The organism is Streptomyces anthophorae (genome assembly GCF_049310305.1).
Taxonomy (GTDB): domain Bacteria; phylum Actinomycetota; class Actinomycetes; order Streptomycetales; family Streptomycetaceae; genus Streptomyces.
Genome location: NZ_JBLWQQ010000001.1, coordinates 721079 through 738245 on the forward strand (window position 1 = coordinate 721079; position 17167 = coordinate 738245).

The window sequence follows — 17167 nt, forward strand, 5'->3', positions numbered from 1 at the left end:
CGTGCGCGTGATCAAGTGGGTGTCCGTCGAGAGCACCGGACCGCGTCCTGTCCCCCGGCCCGTGGCCACACCGCTGGTGTGGGCGGTGACCAGCGGCACCGCCCTGTTGCTCGTGGCGCTCATCAACACGTTCCTCGGACCGGGCCGCCCGTGGCTCGCGCTCACGGCGCTGGCCCTGCTCGCCGCGGGCCTCGGCTTCTGCGCCCGGTTCACCGCGGCGCCCGGCACCGCCGTGCTGTGCTGGCTGTTCCTCAACGGCTTCGCGATACCGCCCGCGGGCACCCTCAGCTGGATCGGACACCGGGACACGGTGTGGCTGACCTGCCTGCTGACCGCCACCCTCGTCGGCACCCTGTGGGCCCGCGTCTCCCACGCCCGGGCGGCGTACCGCACGATCAGCCCGGCCCCGACGCCGCGGACGACGCTGGGCGACGACCCGCTGACCCGCTGAACCCGCATCGCACCCCGATCCCACCGTCTCACCGGCCGACCCGGCCCCGCTGGTTCGAGGAAGCGGGGCCGGGCCTGAGGGGAAGAGGCCGGCCGCGGGGTGTGCACTCCCCCGTACGCTCATCACGCGACAGGTACCGCGGCCGGTCTCACCGGATGCAACGAGCCGCGATCCGCCATGTTCCGCCATGCGGCAACGGGTTGACGCATTGCACGGGACTCCCAGGCCGCCTTCACACGGTGGGCACGTAGTTGGTGGCGACCGCGGAGGCCGGGGCCAGCGAGGGGTGGGCGCACAGGAAGTAGAGCCGGAGCGTGTCGTCCTACGCGGCTCGGAAGCGGCCGGTCGCCACTTCCTCGATCCGCCCCTGCCCCGTCAGCCGGTCCAAGTGCCGCCGTGCGGTGCGCAGTTCCACGGGCCGGATGTGCGCCCCTTCGACGTGCGCCCGGTACACCAGCCGGTGGTCGGCGATCTCGTCGAGTGTGCGCGGTTCGCCGAGGAAGGCGAGCAGTGCGGCATCACGCTTGTCCACCACACCCGCGTACGCGTCGAGCCGGCGGCGGAACTCCGCCGCCCCCTCGATCACACCCTTCTGGTGGGCGGTGCCGTACCAGCGGACCTCGATCTCCGCGCACCGCCGCATCGACGCCTCGAAGTCGGCGAGGCTGCTGCCCACGTCCCCGTAGTACGGGCCGAACGAGGTGAGATCGATGTCCGCGACGAACAGGAACCCGTCGGGCTCGACCAGGAATCCGCTGTGGCCCGCGGTGTGCCCGGGGAGGTGGACGACGGTCACCGTGCGTCCTCCCAGGTCGAAGACGGTGCCGTCCTTGAACGCCTGCGCGTCCGGGCGCCCCGCCACATGGAACTCGTCCCGCATCTGCGCGTCGACGGCCTCGACCGTGTCCGGCGGCAGGCCGAGCGCGGCGATCAGGGCGGCGCGCGAACGCAGCGCGTCGAGGTCGCCGTGGTGCACATGCACCGGCACCTCGTAGCGCCCGAGTCCCGCGATGTGGTCCTCGTGCGCGTGGCTCACGAGAACCAGGTCCGCGGGCGGCGCGTCGTCGACGAGCGACAGCGAGGGGTCGACGACCAGCGAGGCGTCCGTGCCGCGCACAAGCAGCGAATTGCCGTACGGGTAGGCGCCGTTGCGGGCACCGACGAGCACGGTGACCGCGCCGTACTCCTCGGGGGTGTATCCGGTGGGGCGGGAGTCCATGGTTCCTGTTTCTATCCAACAGCGGGCGGGATCGCCATGGGGCCTCCGCGGGGCGCTCAGCCGCCCCGCGCTGTCCGCCGTGTCACCCGTGTCATGTCACCCGCGCAGAAAGTACAGCACCGTCGTGATCACGGCCGTCGACAGCAGGACGCCGCGCAGCAGCCGTGCCGAGAGACGGCGGGCCAGGTGGGCGCCCACGTATCCGCCCGCCACCGCACCGACCAGCATGGCCGTAAGGAGGAGCGGGGCGCTCAGCGCGTCCGAGGCGAGGAGGAAGAGCACGGTCGCGCTGAGGTAGATGGCGGCGAGCTGGGTGACCCGCATCGGATTGCCCGCTGCGGCGTCGAGGCCGAAGCCGATGCCCCACAGGGCCAGCATCAGGATGCCTACGGCTCCGCCGAAGTATCCGCCGTACACGCCGAGGAAGAACTGTCCGATCAGGACGGCGCGCGCACTCATGCCGACGGGGCGGCCAAGCGCCCGGGTCAGCACACTCGACAGGTGGCGCCCGAAGGCCAGGACCACCGTCGCGAACGCGAGCAGCCACGGCACCGCGACATCGAAGGAGGACGCGGGGAGGACCAGGAGCAGGCCCGCTCCGACGGCACCGCCGGCCGCGCTGACCACCGTCAGCGTCTTGGTGGACGTGGCCCCGACGGGGGCGAGTTCGCGCCGGTAGACCCACGCGCTGGCGACCGCGCCGGGCACGAGGGCGACGCGTGACACCGCGTTCGCGACCACCGGCGGCAGGCCGACGGCGACGAGTGCGGGCAGTGCCACGAAGGTTCCGCCGCCGCCGATGGCGTTCAGGGCACCGGCGGCGACGCCGGCCAGCAGGACAAGGAAGGGCTCCATCACCCGCAGAGCATCACCCGCCGCCGATCGACACCACAATGCGCGATCGACGTCCCCAGCCTAAGCCTGCGCCTAAGGCAGTCGCCTAGGCTGGGCCCGTGCGCTACGACCTGGACGACCTGCGGCTCTTCCTCCACATCGTCACGGAGGGCTCGATCACGGCGGGCGCCCGGCGGATGCATCTGAGCCTGCCCTCGGCCAGCGCCCGGGTGCGCTCGCTGGAACACCACGCCGGAGTGGCGCTGTTGATCCGCGGCCGCCGGGGCGTGCGGCCCACTCCGGCGGGGGCGACACTGGCCCGCCACGCACGCGACGTCCTCGACCGGACCGCGCGGCTCGACAGCGCCGTGGCGAGCTACACCCGGGCGCCGAACGCCCGGCTGACCCTGCTGTGCGGGGGATCCGCGATGCACCGGCTCGTGCCGCACGCCCTGGTCCCGTTCCTGCGCGCCCACCCGGACACCGACGTCACCGTGTCCGAGAGCCGCACACCGCGCACCGTGCGCAGGCTCGCCGACGGCGAGGCGGACCTGGGGGTCGTCATCGACGACGAGGCCGAGGACTGCGGCCTGCGCACGGAGCCGCTCGGAGACGACTCCCTCGTGGTGATCGGGCAGGCCGGAGGGGTCCTCGACGGGCGGACCTCCCTGCCGTACAGCGAGGTCGCCGAGCACCCGCTCGTGGGCCTCGACACCGGCTCCTCGCTGCGCCGCTGGATCGAGAAGCGGCTCGGCCCGCACGCACCGGTGGTGCGCCACCGCACCACGGTCGCCGACCTGAACGTCCTGGTCTCCCTCGCCGCCGCGGGCGCCGGGCTCGCCGTCGTGCCGCGCCGCGCGATCGACCCCCGCCACCCCCTCGACGTGTGCGAGTTGCAGGACCCGTGGGCCCGTCGGCGGCATCTGCTCGCCTGGGGCGCCAAGGACGGTGCCCCCTCACCGGCGGCCGAGGCGCTCGCCGAGCACCTGCGTCGAGCGGCCCTCGAGTCATGATCCGGCGTCCATCGTTCATAGTGAGCTGTCGGAAACGGACGGCCGCCCGGGAGGCAGCGCAGTGAGCGAGCAATACGTGGTGGGTCTGCGGGAGGTCGACGAGACGCACATCGCCCTCGTCGGCGGCAAGGGGGCGCAGCTGGGCGGCCTCGCACGGATCGACGGCGTCCGGGTTCCTGACGGCTTCTGTGTGACGACGGCCGCCTTCCGGCGGGCCGTGGCGCACGCGCCGATGCTCGACGAGCGGCTCGACCGGCTGGCGCGCACGGATCCCGACGACCGGGAGGCGATCCGTACGCTCAGCGCGGAGATCCGCGGGGCCGTCGAGGGCATCGGCGTCCCGGACGGCCTCGCCCCGGAGATCAGGGGCGCGCTCGGGGCCCTGGGTGAGCGGGCCGCCTGCGCCGTCCGCTCCAGCGCCACCGCGGAGGACCTGCCGACGGCCTCCTTCGCCGGCCAGCAGGACACCTACCTGAACATCATCGGGCCCGAGGCGATCCTCCGGCACATCAGCAGGTGCTGGGCCTCGCTCTTCTCCGAGCGGGCCGTGACCTACCGTCAGCGGGCCGGCATCGAGCACCGGACGGTCGACATGGCCGTGGTCGTCCAGCGGATGGTGCGCCCGGAAGCCTCGGGCATCCTGTTCACGGCCGACCCGGTCACGGGCAACCGCAAGGTCGCCACCGTGGACGCCGGCTTCGGCCTCGGCGAGGCCCTGGTCTCCGGTCTGGTGAACCCGGACGTGTTCCGGGTGCGCGACGGCGCGGTCGTCGAGCGGACCATCGCCGCCAAGCAGCGTGCCGTGTACGCGCTCCCGGACGGCGGCACGCAGGAAGTGACGGTCGACGCGGGGCGGCAGGAACAGCCGTCCCTGACCGACGCCCAGGTCGTACGCCTGGTGGAGCTCGGACGGCGCATCGAGGCGCACTTCGGCCGGCCGCAGGACATCGAATGGTGTCTGGTCGCCGACGACGCCACGACGGATACCGAGGCCGAGGCCGACTTCCGGATCGTGCAGAGCCGGCCGATCACGACCCTGTTCCCGGTCCCGGAGCGGGACGACGAGGAGAACCACGTCTACCTCTCCGTCGGCCATCAGCAGATGATGACCGACGCGATGCGGCCGCTGGGCATCTCCGTATGGCAGTTGACCGCGATGGCGCCCATGTACGAGGCCGGCGGGCGGCTGTTCGTCGACGCCACCCGGCGCCTGGCCGCGCCCACGAGCCGCGCGGGCCTCCTCGACCTCGTGGGCAGGGGCGACCCGCTGTTCAGGGACGCCCTCGAAACCGTCCTCGACCGCGGCGACTTCGTCCCGACGCTCCCGGATCCGGCGCCGGCCGCACCACCGGCCGGCGGCGGTCCGCCCGCCCCGATCGCCACCGACCCGGCCGTCGTCACCGGACTGATCGCGCGCAGTCAGGAGTCCATCGCCGCCCTGGAGCGCGACATCCGGACGAAGACGGGTCCCGCGCTGTTCGACTTCCTGCTGGACGCCTTCGAGGAGCACAAGCGTGCCCTCGGTGACCGGCTGAGCATGCAGGCCGTGATGGCGGGCATGGAGGCGACGTGGTGGCTCAACGACAAGCTGTACGAGTGGCTGGGCGAGACGAACGCCGCCGACACCCTCACGCTGTCCGCCCCCGGCAACATCACCTCGGAGATGGGCCTCGCCCTGCTCGACGTCGCCGACGTCGTCCGCCCGCTGCCCGACGTGCTCGCCTTCCTCCAGGACACCGAGCGACTCGCGGACGACACCTTCCTGGACGAGCTGGCCAAACGTGCGGGCGGCCCCGAGGCACGCGACGCCTTCGAGGCCTACCTCGACCGGTACGGCATGCGCTGCGTCGGCGAGATCGACATCACGCGGCCACGCTGGCGCGAACGCCCCACCACGCTCGTTCCAGTGATCCTCGACAACGTACGGAACTTCGCACCGGGCGCGGCGAAGCGGCGGTTCGAGGAGGGGCTCGAGAAGGCGCGGCGGAAGGAGGCGGACGTGCTGTCGCGCCTGCGCGCCCTGCCCGTGGACGGGGAGGACAGGGCCGAGGAGACCCGGCGGATGGTCGACCGGGTCCGCACGTTCATCGGGTACCGCGAGTACCCCAAGTACGGCATCATCCGCCGCTACTTCGTCTACAAGCGGGCCCTGACGGCGGAGGCGGAGCGCCTGGTGCGGGCCGGTGTGCTCGCCGACCCGGAGGACATCCACTACCTCACGTTCGGGGAACTCCACGACGTCGTACGGACGAACCGGGTGGACCGCCGGCTCGTACGACAGCGCAAGGACGACTTCCGTACGCACCAGTCGCTCACCCCGCCGCGCGTGCTCACCTCGGACGGCGAGGCCGTCAGCGGAACGTACCGGCGCGAGGACGTGCCGGACGGGGCGCTGGTCGGTCTGCCGGTCTCCGCCGGGACGATCGAGGGGCGGGCGCGCGTCGTCCTCGACATGGCGCAGGCCGATCTGGAGGCGGGCGACATCCTGGTCACGGCCTACACGGACCCCAGTTGGTCGCCGCTGTTCGTCGCGGTCGCGGGCCTGGTCACGGAGGTGGGCGGGCTGATGACGCACGGCGCCGTGATCGCCCGCGAGTACGGTCTGCCCGCGGTCGTGGGCGTGGCCGGAGCCACCCGCCTCATCCAGGACGGCCGGCGGATCCGGGTGCACGGGGCGGACGGGTACGTCGAACTCCTGGAGTGACCGGGGCCTCTGTGCACCACGGCTCCCCACTACCGATTCACCGCACCGATTCAGACACGAAGGCACACGTGACCGACCCGGCCGAACCCGCCGTCACCCAGCGCGCGTTCGTCGCGCTCGCCCCGCCCGACGACGCGAAGGACGAACTGGCCCACGCGCTGCGTCCGGTCTACGCCGCCCACCCCCGGCTGCGGGAGAACCGCATCGAGGACTGGCACATCACGCTGGCCTTCCTCGGCGAGCAGCCGGTGGAGGCGGTGCGGCGGCTGCGGTCGCCGCTCGCCGATCTGGCGGCCGCACACCCCTCCCCCGAGCTGGCGCTGCGCGGCGGCGGGCACTTCGACGAACGGGTGCTGTGGAGCGGCGTGGTGGGTGACCTGGACGGCCTGCACCTGCTGTCCCAGGCCGTCCGCAAGCAGGTCAGGGCCTGCGGGGTCGACTTCCCCGAACGCCCGCTGCGCCCCCACCTGACGCTGGCCCGCGCCCGCCGCCACGACACGACGTCCGTCCCGGAGGCGGCCGCCGCGCTCGCCACCTTCACCGGCCGCCACTGGCGCTCGCTCCGCCTCCACTTGGTCGGCAGCACTCCCGGGAACACGCCCCCACCGAGGCGCTACCGGGACATCGCGGCCTGGGAACTGGCGGGAGGGCCCACGGAGCAGCCGAGGAGCTGAGGCGGACCACCCCTTGTCGATCCACGCCTCGCCGATCCACGCCTCGTCGATCTACGCCTTGTCGATCTACGCCTCGTCGATCTACGCCTTGTCGATGGCGAACAGTTCGAGGTGCCCGCACTTGACGCAGCGGAGCGCCTCGATCCGCCGTCGGGGCCGGCCGAGCCGCTTGGCGCCGCCGAAGACACCCCGCTCCAGCGCGCCCTCGATCCAGCGCGCGTAGCCGCGTGAGTGCTCCCCCGCGTCCTCGATGAATCCGTCTTCCAGGCTGCCGGTGCCGCAGTGGGTGCAGGTCTTGTCCATCACCGGATCAGTTTAGGAGGTGGGGAGGAGGTGGGGTCGAGCCGGCTTCTGGGAGGCGTCGCTCCGTAATGGTCCGCAGCACGCACCGAAGGGGCCAACACCCGGACCCGCGCGAGCACTTGTGGTCTTCCGCGGTCCTCCGTACGGCGATTGCGGACAGTTTGCCGTCGCCGGTCACTCAGCGTCGCGCACTGGTGCAGGCTGGCGTCCTCAGCACACGCAGCGGAGCGCGGCGCCGGGTCAAGGGGACATCGTTGTGGCAACGGATCGTCGAGACGAGAGCCCGAGTGAACCGCGGCGGTTGGGGAATCTGACCCGTCCCCGTACGGGAACGATCGACCGCCGGGAGGAAGTCGCGGAGATCGAGCGGATCTTCCTCAGCCCCTCCCCCGACGAACCGACACGGTTGGTGACCCTGACCGGGGTCGGCGGAGTGGGCAAGACCCGGGTGGCACTGAACGCCGCCGTCGCGCTCCAGCCCCGCTTCCGCGACGGGGCATGGCTGGTCGAGCTCTCGCCGCTGCGCGAGCAGGGCGTCCTGCTCGCGCATGTCATCGCGGAAGCCCTGCCGTTGGCCGACCAGAGCACCCGGCCGATGATCGAGGTTCTGGCCGAGTATCTGGCCGACCGGGAGCTGCTGCTGATCCTCGACACCTGCGAGCACCTGGCCGACCATTGCGCGCTCGTCGCCGAGGCCCTGCTGAAGGCCGCACCCGGCCTGCGGATCCTGGCCACGAGCCGCCGCGTCCTGAATGTGACGGGCGAGCACGTCGTCACGGTCGAGCCGCTTCCCGTGCCCGAGGCCGACGGCTCGCGGGAGGACACGGCGGACGCGGTGGCGCTGCTGACCCTGCGCGCCACGGAGGCGGTGCCGGGCTTCGTGGTCACCGCTGCCGACCATGGGGAGCTGGTGCAGCTGTGTCGGCGGCTCGACGGGCTGCCGCTCGCGATCGAACTGGCCGCGGCCCGCCTGCGCGAACTCCCGGTACGGGAGCTGGCCGCACGGCTCGACGACCGCTTCGCGGTGCTCGGCGACACCGAGGGCATCGCCGCCGACGCGGACCCGCCCTGGCATCAGGCCCTGCGCACCGCGATCGGCTGGAGCCACCAGCTGTGCACCCCCGCTGAACGACTGCTGTGGGCACGGCTCTCGGTCTTCGCCGGCAGCTTCGACGTCGAAACGGCGCGCCGGGTCTGCGCCGACGACCACCTCCCCGCGCCGCTGATCCCCGCCGTGCTGGGGTCCCTGCGGGAGAAGTCGATCCTGACGTGGCAGCCCACCGGGGGCGGCGAGCGCTACCGGATGCTGGACACCATCCGGGAGTTCGGCGCCCACTGGCTGCGCGGGCTCGGCGAGGAGGAGACGCTGCGCCGCCGCCACCGTGACCACTATCTCGCCCTGGCCCGCGCGGGCGATGCCGCCTGGATCGGTCCCGACCAGTTCGCGTGGTACGACCGGATGACCACCGAGCACGACAACCTCCGGGCCGCACTTGAGCACAGCCTCACCGATTCGGAGGGGCACATCGCGCTGGAGATGGCGGCGTCGCTGTGGTTCTTCTGGTACGGCTGCGGGTTCGTGAAGGAGGGCCGGCACTTCCTGGACCAGGCGCTGGCCGCCGACACCTCGCCTTCGTCCGCCCGGGTCAGGGCCCTGTACGTCTGCGGTCCCGTGCTGGTCTACCTCGGCGACGTGCCCGCCCTGGAGGAACGGGCCGCCGAGTGCACGGCGCTGGCGGCACACTTCGGTGACACCGAGCGGCGTTGGGCGGCCGCCACCGAGCTGCGGGTGTGGGTCATGCGTGGCGACGTGCAGCATGTGCTCTCCCTGGTCGAGTCCCTGCTCGCCACCGACTGGCGTGCGGAACCGCTCACCCTGGAGCCGCTGGCGGCCCTGGTCTTCGGCGCCCACACCCTCGTCTCCGTGGGCCGTTTCGAGGAGGCGGTGGCCTGGCTCGACGAGCTGAGTGTCGCCTGCCACCTCTCCGGGGAGCGCTCCATGCGCGCATGGGGCGACTTCGTCCGCTCCCAGGTCGAACTGGCCCTGGGCAACCCTGCGAAGGCCGCCGGGCACGCCCGGGCCGCCCTCCTGGCCAAACACCGGCTCGGCGACGGGGTGGGCAGTGGCATGGCCCTGGAAGCGCTGGCCCGCGCCGCCTCTGCCACCGGCCGGGACCGGGGCGCCGCGTGGCTGCTCGGCCTGGCCGCGCAACTGTGGGAGACGCTCGGCCGGCCGCAGGCGAACGTCCCGGCCGTGGTGGCAGCCCACCAGGTCTGCGAGCGACGGACCCGCGAAGCCCTGGGAGAGGACGCCTACCGCCACGCCTTCGACGCCGGCCGCACCCTCGACCTGAACACCGGCATCGCCCGGGCCCTCGACGTGACCGCGGCGCCCCCTCCCTAGGCCCGCCTCAGGGGTGCACCAGCACCTGACTCAGGCCCACTCTGCCGGTGCCCGTCAGCTTGATGCGGACGTAGCGGGCCTCGGTGTCGGTGTCGAGGAGGGTGGGGCGCAGGGCCTTGCCCGTGATGTGTGCGGTCGTCGCGTCCGAGAAGTCGGCGGACCTGGCGAGCTGGATGTCGAAGCCGCCCGTCGTCGTCGACGCGTCGTTCCACACCTCGACCTGGCCGATGTGCCGGACGGCGCCGAGGTCGACCTGCCACCAGGCGCCGGGCTCGGACTGCGTGCGGGTGTCGGTGGAGGTGTCACCGTCGATCGCGCGTGCCGCGGTGGCCGTGCCGTCCGTGGAGGACTGGGTGGCGGTGCCGGTGCGGGCGAGGTCGCGGCGGAGCTGTTCGACGTTGCCGTGGGGGCCCGCGCCGGCCGAACCGGCGACCTTCAGGGCCTCGGCGGGCAGCCGGTCGAGCTTGGTGTGGTTGTCGGTCATGGTCGATCCGGTGCCGCCGAGGGCGGGGGCGTCGGTGTCGGTCCAGTTGCCGGTGGCGTGGTTGTCGATGCCGTAGTCGGCCCAGTTGGAGACCCACTTGTAGCCGAGCCGGGTCAGGACGTTGCGGGTGACGGTGATGTGGCTGGACTGCTCGTCGAGGTAGATGCCGTTGCCGTCGCGCTCGGTGTTCCCGTACGCGCTGCGGTTGAGGTAGTTGCCGGAGATCACGGTGCCGGGCTGGGCGCCCTGGGTGTAGATGGCGCCGCCGTCGTGCTGGTCGTACGCGACGCGCATGGCGTTGGTGATCCGGTTGTTGGTGATGCGGTTGTCGCGCAGGACGGACTGCTGGGCCTCGGGCTGGTTCCAGCCCCAGCCGACGGAGATGCCGGAGTAGGGCAGGTCCTCGAGGGTGTTGTGGTCGATGGCGGTGTCCGCCTCGTAGCCCGCCCAGATCCCGACGGCGTCCGTGTACTCCACGCCGGTGTGCCGGACGGTGTTGTACGACACCGTGTTGCGGGCGCCGGTGAGTTCGGCGGTCGGACGGGGTTCGGTGTCGCCGATGTAGGCGGCTCCGGAGGACAGGTCGGTGAAGCGGGAGCGGGTGAGGGTGGAGTCCTGGGTGCCGCGCTCGAAGACGACTCCGGCGCCGCCGAGCCGGGTGAAGGAGGCGTCGTCGACGACCACGTCCCGGCCGCCGCGGACGGTGAGCGCGGCGGCGGGCTTGGTGTAGTGGCGGCCGGCATGGTCGACGGGGCCGGTGGCTCCGGTGAGGGTCAGTCCGGCCTGGGTGCCCGCGTAGCCCTCGTCGGTGTCGGGCTGCCGGTAGGCGGAGTACGCGAAGCCGATGCCGGTGAGGCGGACGTCGTGGGCTCCGTCGAGGGTCACGAGCCCTTCCGTGGCGGGGGTGATTGCTCGGAAGCGGCGCGGGTTCTCGCCCTCGCGGGGCAGGTACGTGACCGTCCGTGCGGCCGAGTCCCACACGAACTCCCCGGGCTTGTCGAGGAGTTCGCGGGCGTTCTCGAAGAAGGACACCTTCGCGTAGCGGCTGGAGTCGACGGTGGTGGTGTCCCAGGCGGGTCCGGTGCGGCCGGTGCCGGAGGAGGCGTTGGTCCAGCAGGGCTGCGCGAACGTCATGAGGTCGCCGCTGACGGAGGCGATCCGGCAGTGGTAGTTTCGCCAGCGCACCCGGATGACGGCCTCGGCGTCGGTGGGCCGCTCCCACCGGTTGATCCCGGTGCGTTCGGCGCCGGTCATGCCCGTCTTGGTGGCGTCGCACACGGAGGCGGCGCAGGAGTCGCCGCGCGCCCGGACGGCACGTACGCCGTCGACGAAGAGCTGGCGCGGGGTGACACCTTCCGGGACCGGTGCCGTCCAGGTGCCGTCGGCGTTGGCGGACCAGCCGGTGAGCGCGCGGCCTCCGGAGAGGACGGGGCGGGCGCCGGGGGCGGCGGCCCAGGTGACACCGGAGTCCTTGGCGTCGAGGTCGAGCGGACGGCTCAACTCGTAGGCGCCGTCCGCCAGTTCCACGCGGACGCCCTTGCCGGTGACGGTGCGCGTGGCGTCGCGGGCGCCGTCGAGCGAGCACGGGGCGGTGAGACTGCACGCGGAGCCGGAGCCGTGGGGTGCCGCGTGCAGGACGGCCACATCGGCGGCTTCCGCCCGGGGCGAGGGCACGAGGGCGAGCGCGGAGAGAGCCACGGCAGACATGGCCGCCGTGACGGTGGTGCAAACCGTGCGCCTGACGGATCTCATACGAAACCTTCCTCTCGGGGCAGACGACCACACTCAGCCGCTCCGGCGTTCGAGGAGCGGGGCCCGGGGCGGAGCCCCGTGCCTCTGTTTCCAGCCCCTCCGGCGATTGAGGAGCGGGGTCCGGGGCGGAGCCCCGTGACGTCGGCGAAGGCAGGCCTCACCCCTACGGCGCGGCACATCAGCTCCCCGACCAGTCAGGATGACCTGGCAGCGGCGGGTTCTTCGCCCCGAACAACCAGTCCCGCAGGAACGGGTCCACTCCCCGGTCCCCCGTCACGTCCACCGCGTGCCGGATGAAGTCCTCGCTGGTGACGGTCCGGTCCTTGAAGCGCCGGGGCCACAGCCCCATCACCCGGTCGAACTTCTTCTGGCCGACCTGGAGTCGGAGCGCGTACAGGACGAGCGCGCCGCCGTCGTAGATGTTGGTGCCGCCGAGCGCCTTGGGCAGCCCGGGAGGGCCGTCGCTCGCACGGATCGCGTCGAGCTTCTCGTACGTGGCCTGCATCTTGTCGGCCATCCGCGACCAGCCCCGCTCCTCGCTGTAGAGGGCGGCGTAGTACACGGCGGGCCCCTCGTTGAGCCAGGCCTGCTGCCAGTCGTGCGGGGTGACGCTGTCGCCGAACCATTGGTGGGCCAGCTCGTGGACCATGGTGTTCTCGTACGTGGGCCGGCCGGCCGCGTCGTCCTTGAACCAGTTGGTGCCCATCAGGGTGAGCGTCGTGTTCTCGAGGGCGTCGGTGTACCCGTCGTAGATGTGGACGCCGTAGACGGAGAACGGGTACGGGCCGAACTTCGCCTCCAGCCAGGCGAGATGGTCCGGCGTGCGGGCCACGATCGGCGCGTAGAGGTCCTCGCGGCCCTGCGGGACGATGTGCCGCAACGGCAGTCCGGTGTGGGAACTGCCGTACAGGTACGTGCCCTTGACGACGGCGATGCCGAGCAGCTCGGTGGGCATCCGCTCGCGCAGCGCGAAGTGCCACACGGTGGAGCCGTCGCCTCGGCGGTCCTTCCCGGTCAACTCGCCGTTGGCCGCGGCGACGTAGCCCTCGGGCGCGGTGATGTGGAAGGCCCACGTGGCCTTGTCGGACGGGGTGTCGTTGCACGGCAGGAAGGTGTCCGCGCGCGAGGACTGCACGGCGGAGGCGAATCCACCGTCCGTCCCGAAGCGCCAGCCGGTGAGCCCGGCGCGTGGCGCCTTGCCGTTGCCGTGGTAGCGGACGGTGACCGTGAACGGGGTGCCCTTGTGGAGCGGGGTCCCCGGGGTGACGGTCAGCTCCTGGCCGGACTTGCCGAGGGAGAGGGAGGTGCGCGCCTGCCGTCCCTCGACCGTGACGGAGTCGATGGTGTGTCCGTCGGTGTCCAGGTTGAAGGCCGACAGGTCCTGGGTGGCCCGGGCGTGCAGAGTCGCCGAGGCCGTGAAGTCGTACGTGCCGGGGGTGAAGTCGAAGGTCAGGTCGTAGTGGTCGACCTGATAGCCACCGTTTCCGAGCGTCGGGAACAGCGGGTCGCCGACGCCGTCGGACCCGGGCCGGGGGTCGAAGCCCGCGGCCTGTGCCGGGGCGCTGAACAGCGGAACGGCGACCGCCGCGCCGGCCGCTGCGGTGAGGAACGTGCGTCTGCCGGCGCTCACTTGGCCCCCTTCTTGCCGCCCTGCTCGGCCGCCTGCTTGAACTCGGCGCGGCACGTGTCGCCGCCCGCCTTGCGCCACTTCTTGACCAGGGCGTCGTACGACGACAGGGGCTTGCGTCCGGTGACGAGGTCCTTCACGCCGTCGAGGTGGATCGTGTAGAGGCTGCCGAGGCCCTTGGAGTCCCAGGTGGGAGAGGTGTAGCCCAGCGTGGGGTCCTCGGTCAGCAGGGGAATGATCCTGGTGTAGGCCTCGTGGGCGTAGCGCGCCGCTTCGGGGTGTGTGGCGCTGAAGAACGCGGGGGCGGCCGAGGCCAGCTTGGTCCAGGGCACGGTGACGTCCTGTGTGCCCTGCTTGGTGAGGACGGGGGTGCCGTGCTTATCGCGCTTGTAGTCGGTTCCCTCGACGCCGTAGTTCATGAGGGTGTACTCGAGCGAGCCGAAGGGAGAGGCGGCGAAGTCGGCGAGCCGCAGGATCTCCTCGATCCGGCTCCGGCCCGCCTTGGTGATGTGGCAGTTCTCCAGGGCGGGGTTGTCGCTCCAGGCGACCGCGTCCTTGCCGACCGGCACCATCGGGCGGACGTCGAAGGAGGTGTCGATGGCGCTCATCGCGTCGACGTAGCCGGTGCCGGTGGTGAGGTAGGAGGGCATGCCGTCGTACACGTACGCGGCCTTGCCGTTCTTGAACAGGTCCGTGTACTGGGCCTTCTGGGCGCCCGACATCTGGACGGTGCCGGGGTAGAAGCAGCCCGCCTTGTAGAGCTTGGCGGCGGTCTCGACGGCGTGCCGGTAGGCCTCGTCCTCCAGTTGGTACGTCCACGTGCCGGACTTGGTGTCGTGCGTCCAGAAGTACTGGGCGCCTGCCGACATGGCGAGCAGGTTCGTGCCGCTGCCGGTGAAGAAGTACTGCTTCTTCCTGGTGTCGGTCAGCTCCTTGGCCAGCTCGACGAGCCGCTCCAGGCTGTCGATCTCGTCGAGGCTGTCCACGCCCGCCTGCTTGAACAGGTCCGCGCGGTAGAAACCGGCGCCGCCGCTGCCGGACCGGGCAATCGGGATGCCGTAGAGCTTGCCACCGAAGATGGCCTCCTTCCAGGCGTACTCGGGGATCGCCGCCAGGTTGGGGTACTTCTTGACCTTGTCTCCGGCGAGGTACGGGGTGAGGTCCGCGCAGGTGGAGGCGAGGAAGGCCGCCTTGTTGTCCACGCCGCCGGTCTCCGGGTACATGAAGATGTCGGGGAGCTGGTCGCCGGCGACCATCGTGGAGAACTTCGCCGGGTAGTCGTCGGCCGGTACGGCCGTGAAGTCGACCTTGCCTCCGAGCAGCTTCTCGATCTCCCGCCACGCGGCGTTCTTGCCGCGCTCCGGGGGCAGCGGAGCGAAGGTCTCGGTGACCGCGGTGATCTTCTTGGCCCCCTTGAGCGGGGTGCCCTTGGTGGCTCGGGCCATCTCGGCGGGGTACTTCAGGAACGCGGCGGGCACGCCCGCGGCGGTGCCGGGCAGGTCGGCCTCGATGCCGATGTTGCGGATGGCTGTGGCCGGCAGCAGCTTGGCGCTCTTGGCCTCCGCCTTTGCGGCGGTGCCGCCGTCGCCGCACGCGGCGAGCAGGGGCGCGGCGGCGACGCCGAGCCCGGCGCCCACACCCCAGCGGAGCACGGAGCGGCGGTTCATGGTCGTGGTGCCGGGCATGCGAAGTCTCCTCAACGTGAAGGGGCACACGGAAGTCGGGGGGTGGCGGCCGGTGTGCGGGCCCTGGGGCGTCTCAGCCCTTGACGGCGCCGGTGAGGACGCCCTTGGTGAAGTAGCGCTGGAGGAACGGGTAGACGAGCAGGATCGGTACGACCGCGATCACCAGCACGGCCATCTGCACGGCCTGCTGCGGGGCTATCGCCTCACCGGCCGCGGCGGTGTCGAGGTTCTGCCCCTGGAGGATGAAGGTCCGCAGCACCATGGGCAGGGGCCACTTGTCGTTGTCGCCGAGGTAGAGCAGGGCGTTGAAGTACGCGTTCCAGTAGGCGACCGCGTAGAAGAGCCCGACGACGGCGATGACCGCTTTCGACAGCGGCAGCACGACCTGTATCAGGGTGCGGAAGTCGCCCGCGCCGTCGACCTTCGCTGCGTCGTACAGCTCCTCCGGCAGGTTCATGAAGAACGCCCGCATCACCACGAGATTGAAGGCGCTGACCATGGTCGGCAGGACCAGGGCGGCGAACGTGTTGTAGAGGCCGAGCTCCTTGACCAGCAGGAAGTTGGGGATGACGCCCGCGTTGAACAGCATCGTGAACAGCGCCGTCATCAACAGGGAGCGGCCGCCGACGATGCCGCGCCGCGACAGTCCGTACGCCATGCCGATGGTGGCGAGCAGGCTGCACACCGTGCCCGCGACGGTGACACCGATGCTGACGAACAGGGCGCGGGTGACCCTGCCTCCGGTGAAGGCCGTGCGGTAGGCGTCGAGGTTGGGGTGGTCGGGCCACAGGACGAGGCCGTTGGCATGGATGATGTCGGTCTGCGAGGCGAAGCTCGTCCCGATCACGCCGAGCAGCGGGTACGCGACGAGGCCCACGACGACGGCCAGGGCGAGACCCTTGAGGATGAGGCCGGCCCGCGTGGGCCGCTCCATCCACGGCGGGCGGGCGCCCGAAGGACGGAGTTCGCCGTGCCCGGCGCTCTGTGTGGCGGGCACGGCCTTGCGGCCTGTCCGCACGGCGGTCGTCTCAGCGGTCAGCACCTCTGTACACCCCTTCGTGTCCGAGCCGGTGGGCGAACTTGTTGGCGCCGATCACCAGGGCCGTGCCGATGACCGCCTTGACCAGGCCGACGGCGGCCGCGGTGCCCCACTGGTTGTCCTTGATGCCGTGGAAGTAGACGTAGGTGTCGAGCACCTCGCCGGCGCCGGGTCCGACGGCGTCGCGCTGCAACAGGATCTGTTCGAAGCCGACGGTGAGGATGTTGCCGAGGTTGAGGATCAGCAGCAGGACGAGCACCGGGGCGAGACCCGGCAGCGTCACGTGCCAGAACCGGCGCCAACGCGCGGCGCCGTCCATGGCGGCCGCCTCGTACAGGCCGCGGTCGATGTTGAGCAGCGCGGCGAGGATGATGATGGTGCCCCAGCCGGCGTCCTTCCACATGACCTGGAGTGCGAGCAGCCAGGGGAACGCGTTCGGGTCGGTCATCATGTCGTAGTGCGGCAGGCCGACCGCTTCGAGCAGGTCGGGGACCACCCCGGCGCCACCGAGGATCTGCTGGAAGATCGAGACGATGATGACCCAGCCGATGAAGTGCGGCAGGTACACGACGCTCTGCACGAAGCGCCGCAGCTTGTCGCTGACGATGCTGCTGAGCAGCAGCGCGAGCCCGATCGGCACGGGGAAGAACAGGACCAGTTGGACGAGGGCGATCTCCAGGGTGTTCGCGGTCGCCGACCAGAAGTCGGGGTCGGCGAAGGCGCTCGCGAAGTTGGCGAAGCCGGTCCAGGCACTGTGCATGTAGCCCAGATAGGGCTGGTAGTCCTGGAAGGCCACCATGTAGCCGAGCAGCGGTACGTAGTGGAACACCACGAAGTACAGGAAGCCGGGCAGGCAGAGCAGCAGCATCACCTTGTCGCGCTTGACGCGCTGCCACAGGGTTCTGCGGAGGGTGCGGGGTACGGCTGGTGGCGCGGAAGCAGTCATGGGGCGGTCCTGTTCGGCCGGGTGACGCAAGA

General features: G+C 71.4%; 13 protein-coding genes. 5 read left to right on the plus strand and 8 right to left on the minus strand.

Features of this window, described 5'->3' with window-relative positions; translation table 11 throughout:
• Positions 1–7 precede the first annotated feature (7 nt).
• Positions 8–451, plus strand: a complete 444-nt coding sequence (locus ACNYS0_RS03170; RefSeq protein WP_422471085.1) for a hypothetical protein — start codon at positions 8–10, stop codon at positions 449–451.
• 322 nt (positions 452–773) lie between these two features.
• Here the strand turns inward: ACNYS0_RS03170 and ACNYS0_RS03175 are convergent, their stop codons facing one another.
• Positions 774–1670 (minus strand): MBL fold metallo-hydrolase, encoded by an 897-nt coding sequence (locus ACNYS0_RS03175; protein WP_422471086.1) that lies wholly within the window; start codon positions 1668–1670, stop codon positions 774–776.
• Between the two features lie 96 nt (positions 1671–1766).
• Positions 1767–2525, minus strand: coding sequence for a sulfite exporter TauE/SafE family protein (locus ACNYS0_RS03180; protein ID WP_422471087.1), 759 nt, complete (start codon positions 2523–2525; stop codon positions 1767–1769).
• A 98-nt stretch (positions 2526–2623) separates the two neighbouring features.
• Between ACNYS0_RS03180 and ACNYS0_RS03185 the strand changes: the two genes are divergently transcribed.
• The 3 genes from ACNYS0_RS03185 to thpR all read left to right on the plus strand — a co-directional run bounded on the left by ACNYS0_RS03185 (position 2624) and on the right by thpR (position 6895).
• Positions 2624–3517, plus strand: a complete 894-nt coding sequence (locus tag ACNYS0_RS03185; protein ID WP_422471088.1) for a LysR family transcriptional regulator — start codon at positions 2624–2626, stop codon at positions 3515–3517.
• Between the two features lie 61 nt (positions 3518–3578).
• The gene (rph, locus tag ACNYS0_RS03190; protein ID WP_422471089.1) at positions 3579–6221 is read left to right on the plus strand and encodes a rifamycin-inactivating phosphotransferase; all 2643 of its coding nucleotides are present in this window, start codon (positions 3579–3581) and stop codon (positions 6219–6221) included.
• A 68-nt stretch (positions 6222–6289) separates the two neighbouring features.
• Positions 6290–6895 (plus strand): RNA 2',3'-cyclic phosphodiesterase, encoded by a 606-nt coding sequence (thpR, locus tag ACNYS0_RS03195; RefSeq protein WP_422471090.1) that lies wholly within the window; start codon positions 6290–6292, stop codon positions 6893–6895.
• A gap of 81 nt (positions 6896–6976) precedes the next feature.
• Here the strand turns inward: thpR and ACNYS0_RS03200 are convergent, their stop codons facing one another.
• Positions 6977–7198 (minus strand): hypothetical protein, encoded by a 222-nt coding sequence (locus ACNYS0_RS03200; protein WP_422482435.1) that lies wholly within the window; start codon positions 7196–7198, stop codon positions 6977–6979.
• A gap of 301 nt (positions 7199–7499) precedes the next feature.
• Here ACNYS0_RS03200 and ACNYS0_RS03205 point away from each other — a divergent pair, with 301 nt between their 5' ends.
• Positions 7500–9602: an ATP-binding protein gene (locus ACNYS0_RS03205; RefSeq protein WP_422471091.1), complete on the plus strand. Its 2103-nt coding sequence runs from the start codon at positions 7500–7502 to the stop codon at positions 9600–9602.
• Positions 9603–9609: 7 nt separating this feature from the next.
• On the opposite strand, the gene ACNYS0_RS03210 is transcribed toward ACNYS0_RS03205, so the two are convergent.
• From ACNYS0_RS03210 to ACNYS0_RS03230, 5 genes are all read right to left on the minus strand, one after another.
• Positions 9610–11793, minus strand: a complete 2184-nt coding sequence (locus ACNYS0_RS03210; protein ID WP_422471092.1) for a galactose-binding domain-containing protein — start codon at positions 11791–11793, stop codon at positions 9610–9612.
• Between the two features lie 223 nt (positions 11794–12016).
• Entirely contained in the window at positions 12017–13468 is a 1452-nt protein-coding gene (locus ACNYS0_RS03215; protein WP_422471093.1) for a M1 family metallopeptidase, read from the minus strand.
• Complete coding sequence (locus ACNYS0_RS03220) at positions 13465–15150, minus strand: type 2 periplasmic-binding domain-containing protein (RefSeq protein WP_422471094.1); 1686 nt, start codon at positions 15148–15150, stop codon at positions 13465–13467. The genes ACNYS0_RS03215 and ACNYS0_RS03220 overlap by 4 nt, the downstream gene beginning before the upstream one ends.
• A 73-nt stretch (positions 15151–15223) precedes the next feature.
• Entirely contained in the window at positions 15224–16084 is an 861-nt protein-coding gene (locus ACNYS0_RS03225; RefSeq protein WP_422482437.1) for a carbohydrate ABC transporter permease, read from the minus strand.
• Between the two features lie 94 nt (positions 16085–16178).
• Positions 16179–17135 carry an ABC transporter permease gene (locus ACNYS0_RS03230; protein ID WP_422471095.1) on the minus strand — a complete coding sequence of 319 codons (957 nt, stop codon included), beginning with the start codon at positions 17133–17135 and terminating at the stop codon, positions 16179–16181.
• Between the last annotated feature and the right edge of the window lie 32 nt (positions 17136–17167).